Source organism: Leptolyngbya sp. FACHB-60 (assembly GCF_014695775.1).
Classification (GTDB): domain Bacteria; phylum Cyanobacteriota; class Cyanobacteriia; order Phormidesmidales; family Phormidesmidaceae; genus Nodosilinea.
On the sequence record NZ_JACJOX010000050.1, the window covers coordinates 60,383 to 80,434 of the forward strand.

The 20,052-nt window shown below is 57.8% G+C and carries 15 protein-coding genes; 5 read left to right on the plus strand and 10 right to left on the minus strand.

Annotation, left to right across the window (positions count from 1 at the left end):
- Positions 1–231: 231 nt before the first annotated feature.
- Positions 232–2,343: an AMIN domain-containing protein gene (locus tag H6F57_RS19380; RefSeq protein WP_190626674.1), complete on the plus strand. Its 2,112-nt coding sequence runs from the start codon at positions 232–234 to the stop codon at positions 2,341–2,343.
- Between the two features lie 97 nt (positions 2,344–2,440).
- On the opposite strand, the gene H6F57_RS19385 is transcribed toward H6F57_RS19380, so the two are convergent.
- On the minus strand, positions 2,441–2,875 hold the full coding sequence (locus H6F57_RS19385; RefSeq protein WP_190626676.1) for a DUF1824 family protein: 435 nt from the start codon (positions 2,873–2,875) through the stop codon (positions 2,441–2,443).
- A gap of 97 nt (positions 2,876–2,972) precedes the next feature.
- Between H6F57_RS19385 and radC the strand changes: the two genes are divergently transcribed.
- Complete coding sequence (gene radC / locus H6F57_RS19390; protein WP_190626678.1) at positions 2,973–3,704, plus strand: DNA repair protein RadC; 732 nt, start codon at positions 2,973–2,975, stop codon at positions 3,702–3,704.
- Between the two features lie 154 nt (positions 3,705–3,858).
- On the opposite strand, the gene H6F57_RS19395 is transcribed toward radC, so the two are convergent.
- The 4 genes from H6F57_RS19395 to fabI all read right to left on the minus strand — a co-directional run bounded on the left by H6F57_RS19395 (position 3,859) and on the right by fabI (position 10,091).
- Positions 3,859–4,995, minus strand: coding sequence for a hypothetical protein (locus tag H6F57_RS19395; RefSeq protein WP_190626680.1), 1,137 nt, complete (start codon positions 4,993–4,995; stop codon positions 3,859–3,861).
- 197 nt (positions 4,996–5,192) lie between these two features.
- Entirely contained in the window at positions 5,193–7,811 is a 2,619-nt protein-coding gene (locus H6F57_RS19400) for a CPBP family glutamic-type intramembrane protease (protein ID WP_190626681.1), read from the minus strand.
- A 162-nt stretch (positions 7,812–7,973) separates the two neighbouring features.
- Positions 7,974–9,170: a serine hydrolase gene (locus tag H6F57_RS19405; RefSeq protein ID WP_190626683.1), complete on the minus strand. Its 1,197-nt coding sequence runs from the start codon at positions 9,168–9,170 to the stop codon at positions 7,974–7,976.
- 144 nt (positions 9,171–9,314) lie between these two features.
- On the minus strand, positions 9,315–10,091 hold the full coding sequence (fabI, locus tag H6F57_RS19410) for an enoyl-ACP reductase FabI (protein WP_190626685.1): 777 nt from the start codon (positions 10,089–10,091) through the stop codon (positions 9,315–9,317).
- A 115-nt stretch (positions 10,092–10,206) separates the two neighbouring features.
- On the opposite strand from fabI, the gene hisA reads away from it, so the two are divergent.
- Positions 10,207–10,980 (plus strand): 1-(5-phosphoribosyl)-5-[(5-phosphoribosylamino)methylideneamino]imidazole-4-carboxamide isomerase, encoded by a 774-nt coding sequence (gene hisA, locus H6F57_RS19415; RefSeq protein WP_190626686.1) that lies wholly within the window; start codon positions 10,207–10,209, stop codon positions 10,978–10,980.
- Positions 10,981–11,040: 60 nt separating this feature from the next.
- Positions 11,041–11,835, plus strand: coding sequence for a hypothetical protein (locus H6F57_RS19420; protein WP_190626688.1), 795 nt, complete (start codon positions 11,041–11,043; stop codon positions 11,833–11,835).
- Positions 11,836–11,975: 140 nt separating this feature from the next.
- Here the strand turns inward: H6F57_RS19420 and H6F57_RS19425 are convergent, their stop codons facing one another.
- The 4 genes from H6F57_RS19425 to H6F57_RS19440 all read right to left on the minus strand — a co-directional run bounded on the left by H6F57_RS19425 (position 11,976) and on the right by H6F57_RS19440 (position 18,505).
- Positions 11,976–12,422, minus strand: coding sequence for a GFA family protein (locus H6F57_RS19425; RefSeq protein WP_190626690.1), 447 nt, complete (start codon positions 12,420–12,422; stop codon positions 11,976–11,978).
- 246 nt (positions 12,423–12,668) lie between these two features.
- Positions 12,669–13,643: a LysR family transcriptional regulator gene (locus H6F57_RS19430; protein WP_190626691.1), complete on the minus strand. Its 975-nt coding sequence runs from the start codon at positions 13,641–13,643 to the stop codon at positions 12,669–12,671.
- A 237-nt stretch (positions 13,644–13,880) separates the two neighbouring features.
- Complete coding sequence (locus H6F57_RS19435; protein WP_190626692.1) at positions 13,881–15,404, minus strand: HlyD family efflux transporter periplasmic adaptor subunit; 1,524 nt, start codon at positions 15,402–15,404, stop codon at positions 13,881–13,883.
- 116 nt (positions 15,405–15,520) lie between these two features.
- Positions 15,521–18,505 carry a peptidase domain-containing ABC transporter gene (locus tag H6F57_RS19440; protein ID WP_190626693.1) on the minus strand — a complete coding sequence of 995 codons (2,985 nt, stop codon included), beginning with the start codon at positions 18,503–18,505 and terminating at the stop codon, positions 15,521–15,523.
- A gap of 421 nt (positions 18,506–18,926) precedes the next feature.
- Here H6F57_RS19440 and H6F57_RS19445 point away from each other — a divergent pair, with 421 nt between their 5' ends.
- Positions 18,927–19,496 (plus strand): hypothetical protein, encoded by a 570-nt coding sequence (locus tag H6F57_RS19445; RefSeq protein WP_199294828.1) that lies wholly within the window; start codon positions 18,927–18,929, stop codon positions 19,494–19,496.
- Positions 19,497–19,583: 87 nt separating this feature from the next.
- Here the strand turns inward: H6F57_RS19445 and H6F57_RS19450 are convergent, their stop codons facing one another.
- Entirely contained in the window at positions 19,584–20,036 is a 453-nt protein-coding gene (locus H6F57_RS19450) for a DUF29 domain-containing protein (RefSeq protein WP_190626694.1), read from the minus strand.
- Positions 20,037–20,052: the final 16 nt, after the last annotated feature.

Consider the following 20,052-nt stretch of genomic DNA (forward strand, 5'->3'; position numbering starts at 1 on the left):
ACAAGTTCCCCTCGCTCCCTATCGCATCATCTTCCTGATCCTTACCTTCTTAAACTTTCTTCTACCCCTTGCAATTCTCAAGATTGTGCGTATCCTTAGTTAGGCTTTGGGCTCACGCTGTATTTAGGCTAGGCAAACCCAGGCTAGACGCTGCATCTAGCGTTTGTCGAAAAAATCATTGGTATCTGCGTTCACTCCACACTCACACCGCCCCAGAGGGAGACATAACCCATGGAACACCCAATCCACCATTCTGCTGCATCGCGTACCGGCTACCGTCTAGGTGGCTGGGCGGGCGCTGGTTTAATGGTGTCTACCCTGCTGATCATCAGCCCCGCCGCCCAAGCCGAAACCCTGGCCGCCTGGCAGTTTGACCCGGCTACCCAGCAGCTAACCTTTACCCTGCCCAGCGGCATCACTCCGCAGTACACCGTTGCAGCGAACGCCTCCCAAATTGTGGTGACCTTGCCTCAAACCCAGCTGGGAACGGTAGCCACCCAGCAAACCTACAGCGGTGCCGTCAGTCAGGTGAGCCTCAGTCAGGTGAACGATGCCACCGTGGTGGTACTCGACTTAGTCGCCGATACCGTGTTGGCCGCAGAGGAAGTCAGACTGATCTCCATTGCCGCAGGTGATCAAACCCGCTGGGTGCTCACCGCCTCAGCCGCTGCCCCGATGGTGTCTACGCCCAGTAGCACCCCCGCACCGGGCAGTAGCTCCATGATTGTGGAACTGCCGGTAATTCCAGGAAATGATCCACGGCTGGGCTTTCCGGAGGCGGGCACCGGACGACTCAGCACCTCGGCCGCCAACCTGATGCTGCCCAGCGATATTGCCAGCCTGACGAACCTGCCTGAAACCCTGCCCGTAGACCCCTTCAACCTTGGGCAACCCGGAGAGCAGATATCGGTGCCCAGTTTGGCGGAACTCGACGCGGTGATCGGCCCGGTGGCTACCGCGCCACAGGGGCCAAGCTCAGCCTCGACTGAACCGCCGATCGCTGGAGCACCCCAGGCTGGGGCGATCGCCCCACTGCCTGCCGTACAGCCTCCCGCCAGCACCGGCTCGGTGCTGACCTTTGAGCCACCGTCGCTGGCCGAGGGTGCTGTCCCCAGGGCTGCCCAGCCATCGGTTGCCGCAGCTCCTACCTCTAGTCCCGAAGCAGTGGCAACCCAGCCAGCCAGTCCCCCCACCTCTCCTGCCGCGCCCGCGATCGATACCGAGACCAGCGGTGTGCCGATTGCGGTCACCCCGCCTGAGCTGCCAACCCCTGGGCAACCAGCAGTAGAGGCTGAGGCGATCGCGGCTGCTCCAACCCCTGCTACTCCTGTCGAAGCCAGCAACCCGACTCCGGTCATTGCTGCCGACCCGCCAGCCTTACCAGAATTGCCCGCAGAGACGACCACAGCTGCTCCAACCACTGCCCCTGCGGTTGAAGCTAGCAACCTCACTCCGGTCATTGCCTCCGACCCACCAGCCCTGCCAGAATTGCCCGCAGAGACGGCAATGGTTGAAACCCAGCCTGCTGGGGCGATCGCCGTTCAGCCCGACGCAATCAGCCAAGAGCCCCCTCCGGTGGCCACGGTTCCCGTTGAGTTAGCCGGCACCGACCCCAATCTTCTGACTGTACCCACTGCCCCAACCACCACCAGCCAGGGTACTGTAATTCCCCCATCATCGAGCCCGGTGATGTTGGCCGCAGCTAGAGAAACCGTTCTATTTGGTAGCCCACTGCCCGGCAATGGCGACCAGGCAGCTCTACCTAGCGCTATTAACCCGGCTTCTAGCGATCGCCCCCTTTCCCCCGATACGCTGGTGGCAGCGGGCACGGTGCTAGAACTGCGCTACGTCGGCGATGAGCCCCTTGGCCTAAATGCCAGCTCTAGCCAAAACCAGGTGCTGCTGCTGGCCCACGACATTCGTGACCCGATCACCAACGGCATCGTCGCCCCAGCGGGCAGTCAGCTGATTGGTCAATTTGAACCCACCCCTGAAGGCCAGCGCTGGGTGAGCAAAATGCTGATTGCCCCCAACGGGCAGCAAGTGGATTTCGCCAGCACTACCGAATATATGGTGGGCAACACCGAGGTCAGTAGTCCTCGCTTGGCCGCTGGAACGGGGTTAGGTGCCCTAGCCCTGTTGCTGTTGACTGGCTTTAGCGGCATCGGTCTGCTCGGAGGCGCTCTGGTCGGGGCTACAACCGTGGTGGGCACCTCTCCCCAGTACGTTGTCATTGAGCCAAACCAGGTCATTCAGGTGCAGGTGATTCAAGATATTCCCCGCGCCATCCCCATTGCTGCCGCCCCAGAAACGAGCCGCGAGTGGGGTAGCGGCGGCTGGTAGACCAGCCCTAACCAAGCAGAACATGTCAGCAGAAAGGCTTCAGGTAGGAATATATTCCTACCTGAAGCCTTTCTGCTGCACCCTCAACCCCAATCGACTAGGGCTGCGCTGGGAACAGGTCGAACGGAAACGGGCCATAGGTGCCCGACAATTCAGTTACCTCAGGGTCAGAGGTGTGAAAGGTGATCAGCACCCCGCGCGATTGGCCGCTGTAGTCATCCAAATACCACGCACCTTTAAGGGTGTTGAACTTGAGATAAACCGCTCCCTCACGGGCGGGCAAGTCTAGGCTAGCCGAAACCCCCAAGGCTTTCAAAAACGACTCTAGCGCCTGTTTCCCCTCAGCCAGGCCATCGGCGCAAATACCCAGGGTTTGGTAATCAGACCAATCGTTAAAGTCGCCCAGGTCAGCCCGCACCTGAGCGGCTTCGGCATCGCTGAGGGTAGGTGGCGTGGTGAGGCAGCTAAACTGGCCCAGCCGCTGGCGAATGGCGGCGATCACAGCGGCGGCAGGAAAAGGTGAGGTGGTCATAGGGAGTTCTCCGTTGTCTGTTTTGGGGGTGAATTATCCCAAAGCGGTTTGGGCTTACTAGCAGTGGGCCTCTGGCCCAGCTACCAGAGGTGCCACCATGACCTACCATGTCCGCATGTTGGACATGCCGTCGAGCGATCGCCCGCGAGAACGGCTGCTATCTTACGGGGCTAAAAGCCTCTCGGCCGCAGAGCTACTGGCCATTTTGCTGGGCACTGGCCAGGGGCCAGGTAAACTGTCGGCAGTGGGCCTAGGCCAGCTCATTCTGCAAGAAATGGGGCAAAACCAGCGCGATCCGCTCACCTCTTTGAGAGATGTATCGGCCCACGATCTAGAGCAAATCTCAGGCGTTGGCCCGGCTAAAGCCACCACCATATTAGCCGCCATTGAGCTGGGGAAACGGGTGCTGCAAGCGATTCCACCGGAAAACACTGTCGTAGATGACCCCGCCATTGCCGCCGCCGCTCTCAGTCACGAATTGATGTGGCAAGCTCAGGAGCGCTTTGCCGTAGTGCTGCTCGACGTGCGCCACCGGCTGATGGGCTCTAAGGTGATTACCATCGGCACCGCCACCGAAACCCTGGCTCACCCGAGAGAAATTTTCAAAACTGTGATTCGCCACGGTGCCGTGCGCTGCATTGTGGCGCACAACCATCCTTCAGGAAATCTCGAGCCTTCCCCTGACGACCTCTCGCTCACCCGTCAGCTACTTCAGGGGGCGCAGATTCTCGCCGTGCCGGTGCTCGATCATTTAATTATTGGCAATGGCGACTTCCGCAGCCTGCGCCAGACCACCCAGCTCTGGCAAGAAACGCCCCAGGGAGCCTAGGGTTGGACTTTCAGGGTGATGCAGGCGCATAACGCAGTAATGATTGCCCGAGGTATAAGCTGGGCTATTCTGAGAGACAAAAAAAGGAGAGTGCAGCGGCCCCTAAAGGATTATGCACCCTCCTCTAGTCCTGTCTGAGAGGATTTGCGATCGCCTAAATTGACCCAGTGACGGGCGCTTCTAGCGCTGGTGCCACGGTCGCCAGATCAAAGCTATCGTCAATAGCGCCGAGGGGCGTGGTCAACGAAGCGGTAGCAATGCCACCACTGACATCAATCACGCCATCGATACCGGCAAAGAAGTCGGCTCCCTGGTTGGTAAAGGCCACCACATCAAAGGTGGTCTCAAACAGCCCTAGAGAACTTTCGATCGCAGCGTCGAGCACGCCGTCGGTGAGCGTGCCGGTGCCATCTAGATCTTGGACAAACTCAGCCACATATTCACTGGCCAACGGCCCAATGGCTAGATCAGCAGTCGCGACCGGCAAGCTCAGACCAGAGCCGATAGGCAATGAAGCATCGAGACTAGCCAAACCGTCGGCCAGGGTCAGCGACCCAGTTACCGCCGAGAGGGGAATCGATAGATCGCCAAAGACGCCCAGGGGTGCAACAATATTGCCGCTGTTAAAGTCCACGACACCGTTGATGTCGCCCACTAGCGGCAGCGACGCCGAGAAAGGGAATACCGCGTCATCTTGAAAGTCGATGTCGGCCACCAATTGGCCAAAGGGCGTTGCCAGATCGAGGTTGAGGTCGCCCCCAGCTAGATCCACAGTGCCACCAATGGGGCCTAGAGCTGTGGCCAGGTCTAGGGTAAACGCGCCATTGGCAAATGGCACGGTGTCATCAATGGCGTTGATGGTGTCTAGCACTAGGGTGCTAACAGCGGCAGTCAGGTCAAACCTAGGCAAGACAGCCGTTTGCCCGTCGGTTGCGATCGCCGCCTCCATCATTCCCCCGTTGAGAGTGACAGTGCCATTTGAGACAGCGGCCAGATCGGCAAAACCCCGCAGAGTTGTAGGGGCATCAAAGGTGCCTGTTAGGGTCGTGCCATCGGCCAGCCGCAGGTTGGCATCAAACAGGCCATCCTCTACAGAAATTTGGCCAGTAGCATCGGGCAGGGCGCTGGCAAAATCGGCCACCAGTTCAGCAAAGCTGGAATCGAAAGCGGCCAGCAGGGTCAACACACTGTTGCTGCTGAAGAAGGATTCGTTAGGGGTAAATTCAACGACGGCTTCTTCTTCGTTGAAAAAATCTTGGTTAGGCGACAAATCAGTATCAGTCAAAGACATAGGGAACACCCTTGCTTTCCTTTAGATAAACATCAACGACAGATGACCTGTCGCAGGTGGCTCAGCGCCACCCACTGGTTTGCAATGCTCCGCTGGGTATTGTGCCACAAGAATTTAAGAGTGCCTAGGTAAATTTTCGGGCGATCGCAACGTCATTCCTGCCTATTCCCCTGGTCTTAATTACCACAGGCCCGGCATTACCGAAACGGCTCGATCGGCTTGCGCGCTCTGCCCCGAGCCGCCCCCACCCTGCTCAGCCGCGCCCAGCCGCCAAAGCGATTAACCCACACCAGCACTACCAACCAGTGCATCAGCACTACCAACCAAAGTGATCCCGTAATCCAGTACGCGCCGCTCAGTACCAGCCCCAAGCAGCCCGCTAGCACCAAAAAGCGAGGGTCAGAGAGGCCAGCCCCAGCCCCTCTGTACAGGGTTTTATCCAGCACAACGTGATACAGAATAAACGCCACAAAGCTAACGATGCCCCACAGCAGCCAGCGATCGCCGGGCACCCCTTCTACTGGGTGGGGCAGCAGCATGACGCGAAAGATCGTTTCTTCGAGCAGGGCAGGGGCAACGAAGCGGCGCAGGGCGTCTAGAGCAAACCCCGCTGGGCTAAACACCGCCTGCTGCCGCACCAAAAATCGTTTTCTCAGCCCAAAGGGCAGCGCCACCAGACCGTAGAGCGACAGCATGACCAGCCCCAGCAACCCCATGGGCCAGCTCAAGCCGGTGGCAAAGGCATCGGCCAGCCGCTGGGTGACCCGTCCCAGAATGGGAACACCCCCAAAAAAAGTCGTCGGGGGAACTGGCTGCACCATCGGGTCAAAGCCGCCCACCATGTTGGTACGCAAAAACCATAGCTGACCACCATGCTCCAAAAAAATGCGGGCTACCCGGTCGTGGGCCCAGCGAGGCATCATGCTGTGCCAAGTGAGTATGCCGCTCAACAACCTGCGGCTGCTGGTAAAACCGCCGGTTGAGGTGACCCCAGCCAGCGATTTAGCATTGGCTTGCCAGTCGGGACGCACCACACCATAGGGCACCAGCATAGCTTCGAGGTCATTGCCCAGAGCGGCAAAACGTCTGGATCGCTCAACCTCTGGGCTGTCAGGGTTTTGCTGCACCCAGGCAGCAATCTCAGGCTGGCTATCGATCTGGCGGCGAATCTGCTGAATCGCGATAAACAAGGCCTGGTTGGAGTCTTGCACACAGGACGTAGCGGGGGTGACCGGAGCCACACCCGTGCCGTCGCCAACGCGGTAGCGAGCCGCAATTACCTGGAGCTGCAACAACAGCTCGCGAAACAATGAAATGCGCATGTCGCCAAACTGAAACGGAGCGATGAAGGCGTCAAGCTTGACCACCACATCCGATACCGGGCGAATGCCAAGCCAGCCCCGCTGCATGTCGCCCATGTAGTCGGCCCAGTCGTGGGCACCAGACACAATGCCGTTGGGGTTGTGGGCGTAGATCTGCTGGTACTGAATATCAAACTGCAGCTCGTTAGTGATGGGTTCGCGCACCACCTTTGCCAGCCCGTAGGCAAAGTGGCCCGCTATGGTGCCGACTGGAGCAAATTCTGCTTTCTCACCGCCGATGCCGCCGAAAAGATGAATCACAAGGCCATAGTCACCCTCTTGCCACTGGGCCTGGGCGGTGTCGGCGCTGTCTGCGGTGGCGCTCACTAGCAGGCGCTGAAGGGTGCCCTGACGCTGAGGCGTGCCTTGCCAGTTGTCGCGATCGAGGTAGCGGCGGCCTGGGGCCAACCCCAGCACCACATCGTCAGTCTGAAGTTGAACCAGCGCCCTGGGCTTAAGGGCCTGCACAGTGAACAGACCATCCTCGGCACGGCTGCCGTAGATATACCAGCCAGCGCTGCCGGCGGGCGACTCGGCCAGGTCTCGCAGGTTAGACATGAAGCGATCGCCCCTCATCGCCGGCTGCTGCGGAATACGCACAGTGCCAACTGGCCCGCTAAAGTTACCCGACGCAGCGTTATAAAGCTGAACCCGAAAATATTCGGTTGGGCAAGGCGGCTCGCCAGGGCAAGCGATGGGTAGCGGGGCGCTAACAGTCTCGTCAGGCCCTATGAGCTTTACCAGGCCGTATTCTCTCCCGGTAATTTGAATCGGCTCAAGGCCAACCCGCAGCATAGGGCGATCGCCTTCTGTGACCACCTCCACCTCTGCTAGCCGGACGGTAACGTCATCGTTGGGTCGTGCCCCCGCTAGAGATTGCAGCGGCCCAACTGCCTTACGACCATTCAGCCGGGTGGGCAATATGTTGCCGGTGGCCAAAGACCGCTCGGCCTGGACATTAAAGGCAACATCGCGAGTAACGGCTTTCATGTAGGCCTGGGACTGGGCGTTAGGTTTCCAGGTGAGTTTCACCCTTTGGCCTGCCAGCTCAAGAAAATCGGGGGAGCTATACCACAGATCCATCCACACCCAGTCGCCGGGGGCAGCAGCGTATTCGGCCTCACTGGGGAGAATGAGCCTACCGTTCCACAACCCGTTGGAGCGCAGAAAGGGAGCGGTAGGCAGGGGCTTTGGGGGGAAAGTTTCAACTCGGTTGGCGGGAAGGGTGAGGGCGCGATCGTAGTTGGTCACGACATCGTTGGACACAGCCTCAGTATCTAGGGCCTGAGAGAGGAAGTTGGTGGCCAGCAGCTCGCGAGGTGGCGGTGCTGCGCCTCCTGTTTTGGTCGCTAGCAACCCCAGCAAACAGGCTATGACAACAACAACAGCAACCCGCTGCACCAATCGCTGGACACGGGGGGGTAACGGCAAATCTAGATCAGAAGGCCGTAGCATTAGGAACGCTTAACCCTGCGGCAGGAAAACGCTAGTAAACCACATTCGGCCTTTTAGAAAGTTAGCCTTAAGGAAAATCAAAGCTTAGCCTTCCTAGGCGGCAGGTCTGAACTACAACCATCACCAGGAGAGTTAGCCTGAATTTTCATGGAAGCATCCAAGCTACGGTACTGACCCAGCACGATCGCGTTCTTGCTGCGATCGCAGCCCTTCCACAATCGCATTCACGATTACCGCATCGTTCCAGGCGGGGGGCTCTTCTCCCAGGCGCACAATCACCAGCTCCTCTGACGGAATCACGTACACCCGCTGGTGGTGGCGACCATCGAGATAGAACGTGTCGGCAGCGGCAAAAGCAGCCGACGAGGCCCGGTTGACCTGGGGGTAGTCGGCGGTGCGGGCCTTGAGCCAGATGTGCAGGCCAAAGGTTGGTTCCAGTGGCGACGCTACCAACATTTGCTCTAGCCAGCTTTCGGGAATGATCTGGCGATCGCCCACTTTGCCCCCGTGCAACAGCATTTGCCCCAGCCGCACCCAGTCTGGAGCAGTGGCAAAAAAGCAGCAAAAAGGCTTGGCGTTACCTTTGGGGCGATCAAGCCAGAGAAAGCCATCCTGCGAACCCAGCGGCTGCCATAGGCGACTGCTCAGGTAGTCACCAAAGGATTCTCCTGTAGCTCGCTCTAGCACCAGGCTGAGCAGTTGTGAGTTAAAGTTGCTGTAGTCAAACGCCTCGCCAGGATTGCGTTCTAAAGGAATATCCAGAACAAGTTTCTGGGTATTTGAACCGCCGTAGAGCTGCACCAGGTCAGACCGCAGGGTATCGATCCGGTTGTCGTTGCGCAGGCCCGACTGCATATAGAGCAGATCGGCCAGAGTGATGTTGCCTCTGGGATCGTTGGCCCATTCTGAAACGTAAATGCTGATAGGATCTTGGATTGAGCCAATGTGCCCCTCGTCGATCGCGATGCCGATCAGCAGCGCCAGCAGGGTTTTGACCATCGACATTGAGTTGACGGGGTCACTGGCCTGGTGACCCTGCCAGTATTGCTCTAGCACCAAGCGATCGCGGTGCATCACCAGCAGCGCCACCGAATTCTGCTCCTCGGCGAAGTCCACTGCCTTTTGCAGCGCTTCGGGAGCAATCTCGCTTGTTTCAGCCTTAGCCAGCGGTGGCGCTTGGGGGCCAACACCGGGGACAAGTTGCTGAGGCTGATACCAGTCCGCTGAGGTGATGGGGGTATCGGGGTAGGTGAGCGATCGCCCCAGTAACCGCCAATCGACCGAAACCCGCAGCAGCCCACCCACGGCCACCAGCCCTACAACTGTCCACAGCCGAGGCCGAAGGAATGCTCTCGTCATACTGTCGTCGAGGTCTTCCCTGCAATTCCAGGCTCTATTCTAGCTAGCCCGACTCAGCCATCTTCAGCAGCCAGATCCCAGGACTCTTCTTCACTGTGCCCTAGGCCGATCTGTTGGCCCAGCCCCCGAGGAGCTACACCGACCCTACATGCCCATGATGCAGTAGCCAGAATCGACGTAGAGAATCTGCCCGGTCATGCCCGTCGAGAGGTCACTACACAGAAATGCCGCCGTATTGCCCACCTCGGTCTGGGTCACGGTGCGGCGCAGGGGAGCAATTTCTTCAACGTGGTGGATCATATCGAGAATGCCGCCCACCGCTGAGGAAGCCAGGGTGCGAATGGGGCCAGCAGAAATGCCGTTGACGCGAATATTGTTGGGGCCAAGCTCAGAGGCCAAGTAGCGAACGTTCATTTCTAGCGCCGCCTTGGCGATACCCATGACGTTGTAGTTGGGCACCACCCGCGCGCCGCCCAGGTAGGTAAGGGTAACAATGCTGCCGCCGTCGGTCATCAACGGCTTAGCCCCACGAGCCAGGGTAATTAACGAGTAGGCGCTAACATCCAGCGCTAGCTGAAAGCCTGCTTTAGACGTATTGCTGAAGTCGCCCGTCAGGTCATCGCGATTGGCAAAGGCCAGGCAGTGAATCAGGATATCGAGCTTGCCCCACCTCTCGCTAATGGTGCTGAAGACCTGCTCGACCTGGGCTTCATCCTGCACATTGCAGGGCAAAAACAGACTGGGATTGAGGGGGTCAACCAGGTCTTTGACCTTGCCTTCCATTCTGCCTCTTTCGTCGGGCAGGTAGGTAATACCTAGGTTGGCCCCAGCCGCGTGGAGCTGCTGGGCGATGCCCCAGGCAATGGACTTATTATTGGCAATGCCCGTTACCAGGGCGTTTTTACCAGTTAGGTCTAGCATGGCTCTCGGTGGTGATTCGCATTTAGGAGTTTACGGGAATGTGGGCCCGGTGAATAGGGTATAGCCCGATAGAATGAATAGGCTATTCTGCTGAACGTTTACATCTCCGCTGCCCATGGAAGTCATTCCCGCTATTGATTTGATCGACGGTCGCTGTGTGCGACTGTACCAGGGCGACTATGCCCAGACCGAGGTGTTTAACGACAACCCGGTAGAGGTGGCGCGGCAGTGGGTAGACCAGGGGGCAACTCGGCTGCACCTGGTGGATCTCGACGGAGCCAAATCGGGTAAGCCTGAGAACTGGCAGGCGATCGCAGCCATTGCAAAAGCCGTAGAGATTCCCATCGAAGTGGGGGGTGGGCTGCGCGATCGCGCCCGCGTCACTGATCTCTTCTCCCTCGGCGTGCAGTACGCCATCCTCGGCACCGCTGCGATCGAAAACCCTGAGCTGGTCAGCGATCTATCCGGCGAATTCCCTGGCCAGATCATCGTCGGCATTGATGCCCGCGACGGCAAGGTGGCGACGCGCGGTTGGCTTGAGACGTCGGAGGTGGATGCGATCGCCCTCGCCCAGCAAATGGAGCAGCGCGGCGCAGCGGCGGTGATCTATACCGATATCCAGCGCGATGGCACCCTGCAAGGCCCCAACATCCCGGCCATGCGAGCGATGGCCGAGGCCGTGTCGATGCCGGTGATTGCCTCCGGTGGCGTGGGTGCCCTACGTGATCTGCTCAGTCTGTTGGCCCTAGAGAGCCAGGGAGTAACCGGCGTCATTGTGGGCCGCGCCCTCTACACAGGCGATGTGAGCCTCAAAGAAGCCGTGCGGGCGGTGGGCAACGGACGGTGGCAGGATGTGCCCCCATCTCTGGGCGATTCGGCCTTTGCTTAGCAGAGGAATCTTTGGAGGCGATCGCGGCCTATAAGCTTATTGCACGAGGCAAATCTAGGTATGGACTCTGGTTTATTAGCCCCTCCCTTTGAACCCGCTGCCCTGGCAGCGGCCGACACCTCCACCTTAAAAGCTAGCCTGCTGAAGCAGGTAGACGAGCGGGAGTCCGAGCCCATGGCCAAAAAAGTGCGTTTGGCCAACGAGACCTTACTGCCACTCTTCAACGAGTTAGAACGCCGTAACCCTACTCCCGATCTAAATCAACAAATCCCCTTGCTAAAAGGAATTTGGATTCCTATTTGGTCTACTATTCCGTTTCAAGACATCATCCCCGGCCGAGTGCATCATGAGTCTTATCAAATCTTTGACAACAATGGTTTTTACGCCAATTTAGCCCGCTACAAACCAGGCCGTAAAACCCCAATCTTGAGCTGGGTTTCTCGCTGGCTACTCAGCTACGATTTTATGATCATGCAGAGCTACGGAATTCAGGCGCTGGCCGAAGTCGATCACCCCTCAGCCCCAGGGCAAATAGGGCAAGACTATTGGGAGATTCAAAACGTCTGCATCCGGCAGGTTTTGCGCTTTGGTTCGCCTGCCTTTAGCGCTGAAGCAGCTCAAGCTTGGTTCAATCAAACTGTAGCCAATTATCAAAAAAATCCTGCATCTCAGCAACAAACCGCTAGGCCCGCGCAGGGCAAGAATCGCGTTACAACAAAGCAATACGAGCAAATCGCCCAAGCCCGACCTCGGCTCGACCACCTCTATATCGACCAAGATTTTCGGCTCGTCAAAACCCAGCGAGAAAAGTCCCAGCGCCCATCCTACACTGTAGCCCTACGCTTACCGACCTAACCTCTGCTTAGAAAACCATGGGTCGAGTAACGCGCTAGCAAAACCCAACAAAACTGAAGCAAGCATAAGTGGGGCAGAACGGAGGGCAGCCCATTTATACCTGAGTAGAGATAGCAAAGGTTCGCTTTTGCGAACCCCCATTATTTGGCGAACTCTGCAAGTAACGTTGGAAACTGTTCTGGTGGCGGAAATTTACCGAAGCTATAGGTGGCAGGTGTTGTTGCCCAAGGCAGCTTTTCGTCAGTATAGGTTTCGATGAACGGGCTGAACGATTGAGCATCGTCCATTGAGCTAGTACGGATATTAACAAAGTCATCTAGACCTTCGGGCCGGGTGAAAAGCCAGGTCATGCAGTGGCCACAGAAATAATGGCGAGTCGCACCGTGCAGACCACCAATCACCGGGCTACCCGATGTAATGTTGAAGCTTTCGCTGGGGTAAAGAGCGCTCAGCGAAAAGGCGCTAGACGTCATTTGCTGGCAGCCAGTACAGTGACAAGCCATGGTGATCAGAGGTTCTGAATTTATTTCAAATTGAACCTGCCCGCATCTACAACGCCCCCTCTTGGGAGAAGTCTTGCCTGTCATTGCTTACTCCTGGGTTTTTCACAACCTAGCGCAATCTCGCATGACCATCCAAAGTTTTTGTAACGCTGATTCAGCAGGATATCTGTGGCCCGTAGAGCGCCAACTAGCCAACTAGACATTTCAGCCCTACTCGGGGTGAAATGCAGAAAGGTGGAGATCCAAAAAGAGGGGTTAGTGGGTCTGTTGGTTAGCCAAAATCGAGATCTCTTTTTGAAAAGGGGGTTTAGGTTGTCTCACCTATTCTGGCTAGACCTTGGTTAGCAGTTCCGCGCCCTTGGGGCCGATCGCAGCTGGTGCCCGGTTAATTCCCGGCAGCAGATTTTCCACTAGGGTGTGGCTTTCTTCTAACAGATAGTCTAAGAATGCTTGGGAGACCACCGAGAGCTGCTTGCCCGCTAGGTGGGCCACATACCAGTGGCGATCGATGGGGAAGTGGTCAACATCGAGAATGGCAAACTCACCCCTGGTGCCTTCAGAAATAATGGTGTGAAGCGACAGCACCGAGATGCCCAGACCACCCGCAATCGCCTGTTTGATCGCCTCATTGCTGCCCAGTTCCAGCCGCACCTTCACATTCACGTCGTGCTCGGCAAACAGCTTTTGCACCGCGTGGCGAGTGCCCGAGCCCGGCTCGCGCATGATGAACTGTTCGCCGTCGAGGGCGCTAATGGGCGATCGCGCCTTGCCCACCAGCGGGTGATCCTGTGGGCCTAACACCACCAGGGGATTTTCAAGAAAGGGGTAAATCTTCAGGTCGGGCTGCTCGGGCGGCGTGCTGATGATGTAGAGATCGTCATCATTGTTGGCCATGCGCTCTTGAATCTGCTGGTGGTTCGTCACCTTCAGCGAAATATCAATGCCGGGGAACCGCTGACAAAATGGCCCCAGCAGCCGGGGCACAAAATATTTGGCCGTGGTGATCACCGCTAGGCGCAGCTGGCCCTGCTTGAGGCCCTTGAGGTCTGACACTGACATCTCAAACTGATCGAGGCCATCAAAAATTTCTTGGCAGGTTTCTAGCAGCTTTTGCCCTGCCTGGGTGAGGTAGAGTCGCTTGCCAATCTGTTCAAACAGAGGTAACCCCACCGCCTTGGTCAGCTGCTTCACCTGAATCGACACCGTGGGCTGGGTCAGGTAAAGCTCTTCGGCAGCCCGGGTAAAGCTGCCGTGGCGGGCAGTTGCTTCAAAAACCTTAAGCTGGTGCAGCGTGGCATGAATCAACGAACTACCTCCCCAATCAAGCAACGGCGCTTTTTACATAGACGCTATTCTATCAAATCGGGATGACTTAGTCTGCTTTTTCTATGAATGAATCGCCACAAAAAGAATTGGCCTGGGGGGAGACAGGCTGAAAAAGGGGTTTGAGGTACAAGATTTAGGGCATAAGGGGCGGCCTTAAACCCTGCACCTCATACCTTAAACCTGCATTTGTAATAGCTTTGAGAGCTGTCTGAGTTGCTAGCCGCCCGTCTTAATCGTGTCGATTTTGCGCACAAACAGATCAGAGAAGATGGTGATCACTCGCCGGGGCCGGGTCTTGATATTGGCGCTCAGCGACATGCCCGATTGCAGCTTCACCGGCTGTCCATCGATCGCAATTACCTGATCGCCCAGGGTGATCTCTGCCGGAAAGCGAAAGGTGGGATTGATCTGGTCGGGGGGCAGAGCGTCAGAGCCAATCCGGGTCAGGGTGCCCTTCACATCCCCAAACTCACTGTAGGGGAATGAGTCGATGCGCACATCGACCTCCATGCCCTCGCGCACAAAGCCAATGTCGCGGTTGGTAATAAACACCCGCGCCACCAGGGAATCGCTGGGCACAATTTCAAGAATCGGCTCGGTAGAGTTGGCCACGTAGCCCGCCTGGTTGGCCTTGAGGTTAAACACCGTGCCGCTCACCGGGGCGTGCAGCTCTTGATAGGTGAGGGTCTGCTGAAGCTGGGCAATCTGGCTGTCGAGCTCTTGCAGGCGGTTGTCGTTTTCGAGAATAGTTTTGGTCAGCTGGCTGTCGATGGTGGCGAGCTGGTTATCGTTGGCGGCAATACGCTGCTGCAAGTCGTCTTGGGAGGCGATCGAGGTGTTGCGAAACTGCTCTTGGGCCTGCTCAATCGCCAGCTCTAGTCGCTGCCCCTCTTCCACCAGGCGATTGACCTCGGTCTGGCGGTTGTTCACCTCCTGCTCCTGCTGGAGATATTGAATTTCGCCAATGCCCCCGGCCTCGTACAGCGGCCGAATGCGATCGAGAATATTTTGATTGACCCGCAGGGCATCGCGGGCGTTGGTCAGCTGGGCTTCGGTCTGGGTGAGCTGGCGGCGCAGCTGGTCGACCTCCAGGTTGGCAATGCTGAGGCGTGAGTTGAGTTCGGCATTAGAAGCTCGCAGGCGATCGCGCTGGGCGACAGGCAAGCTTTCCCCAGTCACGTCTCCCGCTAGCTGGGCACGGTAGAGGGCGTTTTCAGCTACCAAGGCGGCGCGATTGCTAGTCAGCTGAATCAAACCGGGGGCGATATCCACCGGGGCGCTGGCCTCAACGTTGTCGGCTAGCTGCGACTTATAGTAGGCATTTTCTTCCCGCACCTTAGTGCGAATAGTCTCCAGCGAGGTGAGCTGGGCCTGGGTGGTTTCGGGGTCAAACCGCAGCAGCGCGTCGCCCGCCTCCACAGCTTGCCCTTCGCTGACCAATACCTCCTGCACCACGCCGCCTACCGGAGCCTGCACCGGCTGCACCATGCCCTTGGGCTCCAGCTTGCCCTGGGCCGGTATGGCCTCCTCAAACTTGGCCAGACAGGCCCAGGCCAAAGTAAAGGTCGTCACCCCCACCAGACTCCACACCACCGCCCGCGACCACCGGGGCGACTGACGCAGAATCACCGGCTTGTCGAACTGAACCTTTTGCCGCGAGGGCTGGTTGGCGAGCACGGCGTCGCCGTTTGGGTCAGGGGTCTGCGGTTGAGCGGGGGGAATGCTGTTGATGCGAACCATGGTTGGGGGATGAGGGAAGTAAGGGGGTAGGGGAATGATGGAGAATTTTGAATGCTGAGTTTTGAATTTTGAATTGGAGAATCAAACTCAAAACTCAAAACTTATTTGCTACTAGCCTAAACGCCGCTGAGTTGCTGCTGGTAGAGGGTGGAATAGCGGCCCTGAAGCTCCATCAGCTCGGCGTGGGTGCCCAGCTCGACCGCTGAGCCTTGCTCCATCACCAAAATCTGGTCGGCCTGCTGAATGGTGTTGAGGCGGTGAGTAATGAAGAACACCGTGCGGCCCTCGGCCCAGCCCTTGAGGTTCATCGAGACCTGGTGCTCGGTGTCGTAGTCAAGGGCGCTAGTAGCTTCATCCAAGATCAGCAGACGTGGATTTTGCAAAATGGTGCGGGCGATCGCAATTCTTTGTCGCTGCCCCCCCGACAGGGTCGAACCCCGCTCGCCAACGCGGGTGTTGTAACCTAGGGGCAAATCCATAATGAAGTCGTGGCAGCAGGCAATTTTTGCCGCTTCAATAATCACGCTGGGCTCGGCGTCGGGGTTGGTAAGCGAAATATTCTCCTGAATGGTGCCCTCAAACAGCAGGCTATCCTGCGGCACAATGCCGATCTGTCGCCGCAGCGAATGCAGCTCGACCTTGCTGATGTCGTAGTTATCGATCAGAATGCGGCCCGACTCTAACTCATAGAGGCGCGGCAGCAGCTTCATCAGGGTGCTCTTACCCGAGCCACTCTGACCCACTACACCAATGAAAATTCCCGCCGGAAACTCCAGGCTAACACTGGCCAATTGCAGCGGTCCCGAGGGCGCAAAGCGAAAGGCCACATTCTCGAAGGTGACCTGCCCAGTAATCTCAGGCATTGGGATCTGGTTGGCCTCGTCGGCCTCGGTTTCCTGGGGGTGGTCGATGATGTCAGACAGCCGCTCCAGAGACAGAGCCGTTTCCTGAAAGTTTTGCCACAGCTGGGCCAGACGCAAAATCGGCGCAGTCACGTAGCCCGAGATAATCCGAAAAGCGATCAGCTGGCCCAGAGTGAGCTGCCCCTCCAGCACCAGGTAAGCCCCTACCCACAGCACCAGCAGGGCCGAGAGCTTGTTGAGAAAGTTGCTGGCCGAGTTAGCGGTGGTGGAAGTGAGTACGGTGTTAAACCCGGCGCTGACGTATTCGGCATAGCGCTCCTGCCACTTCCAGCGGGTGCGCAGCTCAATATTCTGCGCCTTGACGGTCTGAATGCCCGACAGCGACTCCACCAGCAGTGACTGAGTTGAGGCATTGCGCTCAGCCTTGATGCGCAGTTGCTTGCGCACAATAGGGGCAGTTAGCACCGTCACCAATACAAACAGCGGAATGGTCGCCAGGGCTACCAGGGTCAACACCCAGCTGTAGATGAACATGACCACGATGTAGAGCACCGAGAACACGGCGTCGAGTACCACCGTCAGCGCCGTACCGGTGAGGAACTGGCGAATGTTCTCTAGCTCGTTGATGCGGCTGGAGAGCTCACCCACGGGGCGTTTGTCAAAGTAGCGCAGGGGCAGGCGAAACAGGTGGTCGATGATCTCCGACCCCAGGGCCATGTCGATGCGGTTGGTAGTATCGACAAACAGATAGGTGCGCAAACTGGTGAGCAGAGCCTCAAAGATGGCCACCACCACTAAGAAAACGCCCAGCACTTGCAGGGTATCGACGCTGTTTTGCACGATCACCCGGTCGATGATGATCTGCACCATCAGCGGGTTGGCCAGGCCAAACAGCTGCACAAAGAATGAGGCCACAAACACTTCAATCAGCACCCAGCGGTACTTTTGAATTGAGGGCCAAAACCACTGGAGGCCAAATTTTTGCTGGGGGGTTTCGCGGGTGGGCTCTAGTAAAAGAACCTCGCCGCTGTCACCCCAGGCTTCGGCAAAACTCTCGGGGGTACGGCGAATCACGCCCACCTCAGGGTCGCCCAAAATATAGGCTTTTTCGCTGGTTTCGTAGAGCACCGCAAAGCTCTCCTGCCAGCGGATCAGGCAGGGGGTGTTGAGGCGGCCAAAGGCTCCTACGGGCACGCGCACCAGCTGGGTTTTAAGGCCCATCATCTCGCTCACAGAGCCGCAGATCGGCAGCGATAGCTGGCCCATGCGCTCGTGCTGGCCGGCCAAAATGCGGCGAATCACGTCCTTGCGAAAGGGCATGGAGAACTGCTGGCTGAGCATGTCGAAGCAGGCCAGCGCCCCATCAACCTCGCCCCTACCCCGCGCGAAGGGGTAGCTGCGGCCCGACGACTTCTCTACAGCTGAAGACGCCTGGGCGCGGGGCACCAAATCGGCCTCGGTGGCGTAGGGAATGTTGTTAACATCCAGCACCTCTACAGATCGAGCAACGGCCTCTGGCTCTAGATCAGAGGGTTCGGGCAGGGTTTCGGCCAGCACCACCGGGGTCATGCCCAGCACCCGCGCTCCCTGGGGGCTGAGTATCTCTACGGGGCGATCGAGGGCCAGGGTTGAGCCCACGGGCAGGTTGAGCACCGTGCCACCGCTGAGCACCCAGATAAGGGCGCGATCGAGCTGGGCCAGATTATTGGAACCGGTGGGCAGGGTGACGATCGCCGATTCGTCACAGACAGTCTGGGCCTTGGCCCTGAGATCGCCCACATCGAGGGCATGGGTTTTGGCATGCTCAGCCACCAGGTCAAAGGCCTCGATCGCATAGACGCGATCGCGCACCTCTCCCCCAAACTCTGGGTACTCGTTGAGAAAACTCAAGAAGGTGTACGACGGCAGAGTAAGAGCCAGCACCTCGCTTGAGGCAATTACCGTTTCGCAGGGCACCCCACGAATCAAGCTGATCACCCCCAGCATTTCACCCCGACCAAAGCGCCCTAGGGTCACCGGCTGCTGCGTGCGCGGGTCATAACCCAGCAGCCGAGCCTGCCCCTCTAGCAGCACAATCACCTGCTGGGTCAACACCTCCCGCCGCAGCAGCGGCTGACCAACGCGGTACTTGAGGGGCTGGGCCGTTTGCAAAAGCTGCTGTAACGCCTCGACAGGCAGCCGATCAAAAGGCTCCAGAGACTGAAAGGTTTGTTGAATCGAGAGCGAGGTTTGGGTCATAACAGAAGATATGGACGCACGGTGGGGGCAGCCGGGCAACTTTAATGTGCCAAAGCAGGAGCGTAGTATTCACCAGGTTTAATCAATACGCCCAGTGAGCAATAGGCAGATGCACTAAATCGATACACAACGTAATTTAAGTTCGGCGACGTTTGACGACCTTTCGTAGCCTGCCCCATCGTAAACGGTGGGGTGGTCTCGACAAGATAACGTCGGGTTAAAGTGGCCAACTTTTTACCTTCTAATCCCCAGGCCATAAATTCGTACCCTGAGACAAGTGCTGCCACAGTGGGGAACAGCTCACCCGGTTAACCATCCTCTTGTGCCACTTTCATCCGCTGCCGCGTTACATATGCGGTCCATACAAAGCGCTGGTAGCGTCTATATACAGACAATCCGTCAACAATAACCGACCGTTGCTATGCCTACGCTGTCCTCTACGTTTTCTGTACCTCGCTGGCTCCAGGCCAGTGCGCTAGGGCTAACCCTGGGCCTGGTTGCGGGCTGCGAAAACTACCCTGCTACAGGCAACACCGTCACCACCGGCACCTACGAGGCTACCGCCACCGTTACCCAAACCTGGCAGGTCGACTACGCCCGTAGCTTTGACCGCCGTCAAACCATTCACCAAGAAACCTTCCAGTCCAACTCCCTCGTCAACCGCAACGGCGTGCGCCCTGAAGGTGCCGCCACTGGTCCTGACGACAATGGTCTCTACTGGCCCGCCCTGCCCCCGCGTCCCACCGCCGATGAGCTAGAAGCCCGCAAGGGCGAAGCCATCGAGCAGCGTACCGACCCGATGCTGCTCAAGGATGTTAAATACGCCATCACCTTTGACTACAACGGCCAGCGGCGCACTCTGCCCACTACCCGCACTGTCTACCGCGAAGCCTCTAGCGCCTTTGCCGACCAGCAGGCGCTAGAGGTCACCTTTGGCCCCGGCGAGCAGAGTATTGGGGCAGCGCGGCGAATTGCGAGCTTTGATCGGTAAAGGGGTGGATGGGCAAGGAGTAGGGAGTAGTCACCGTAGGGTGGGCACTGCCCACCATGGAACCAGGCTTACAGATAAGCGCTCCAGCTAATCAGCCCAATAGGCATTGCTCAGCAGGTCGTCCACCGATTGGCTCAGGGGCCAGCGATCGGGAAAGGTGACTTTGGCATAGTCTTCTTGCACTTCTGCGAGGGCGATCGCATAGACCCCATCAAACACCTCGGCGAAATACCCACTCAGGCTAGGAGACTGTTCGAGCAGCAGCAGAAGTTCTTTGCGCTGCTCCCGAATGGTGATTTCCCAGCCTCGATTGTCGTAGGTGCTGTCGATGTAGAGCCGCTTTAGCAAGTGGGCAAATAGAGTAACTAGGCGGCTTTTTAGCTCTCTCTTGTCTGAGCGCCCCAAAGACTCAATCTCCTCTACCAGATGATCAATATCAAGGCGGTCAAAGTCCCGCGATCGCAGCTTGGCTGCCACATCCTCTAGCCAAAGTGCAAAATCACCGTCGTATAGAGACACCTGCTGTTGCACCTGAGTCATGGGCATGAACCCTTTA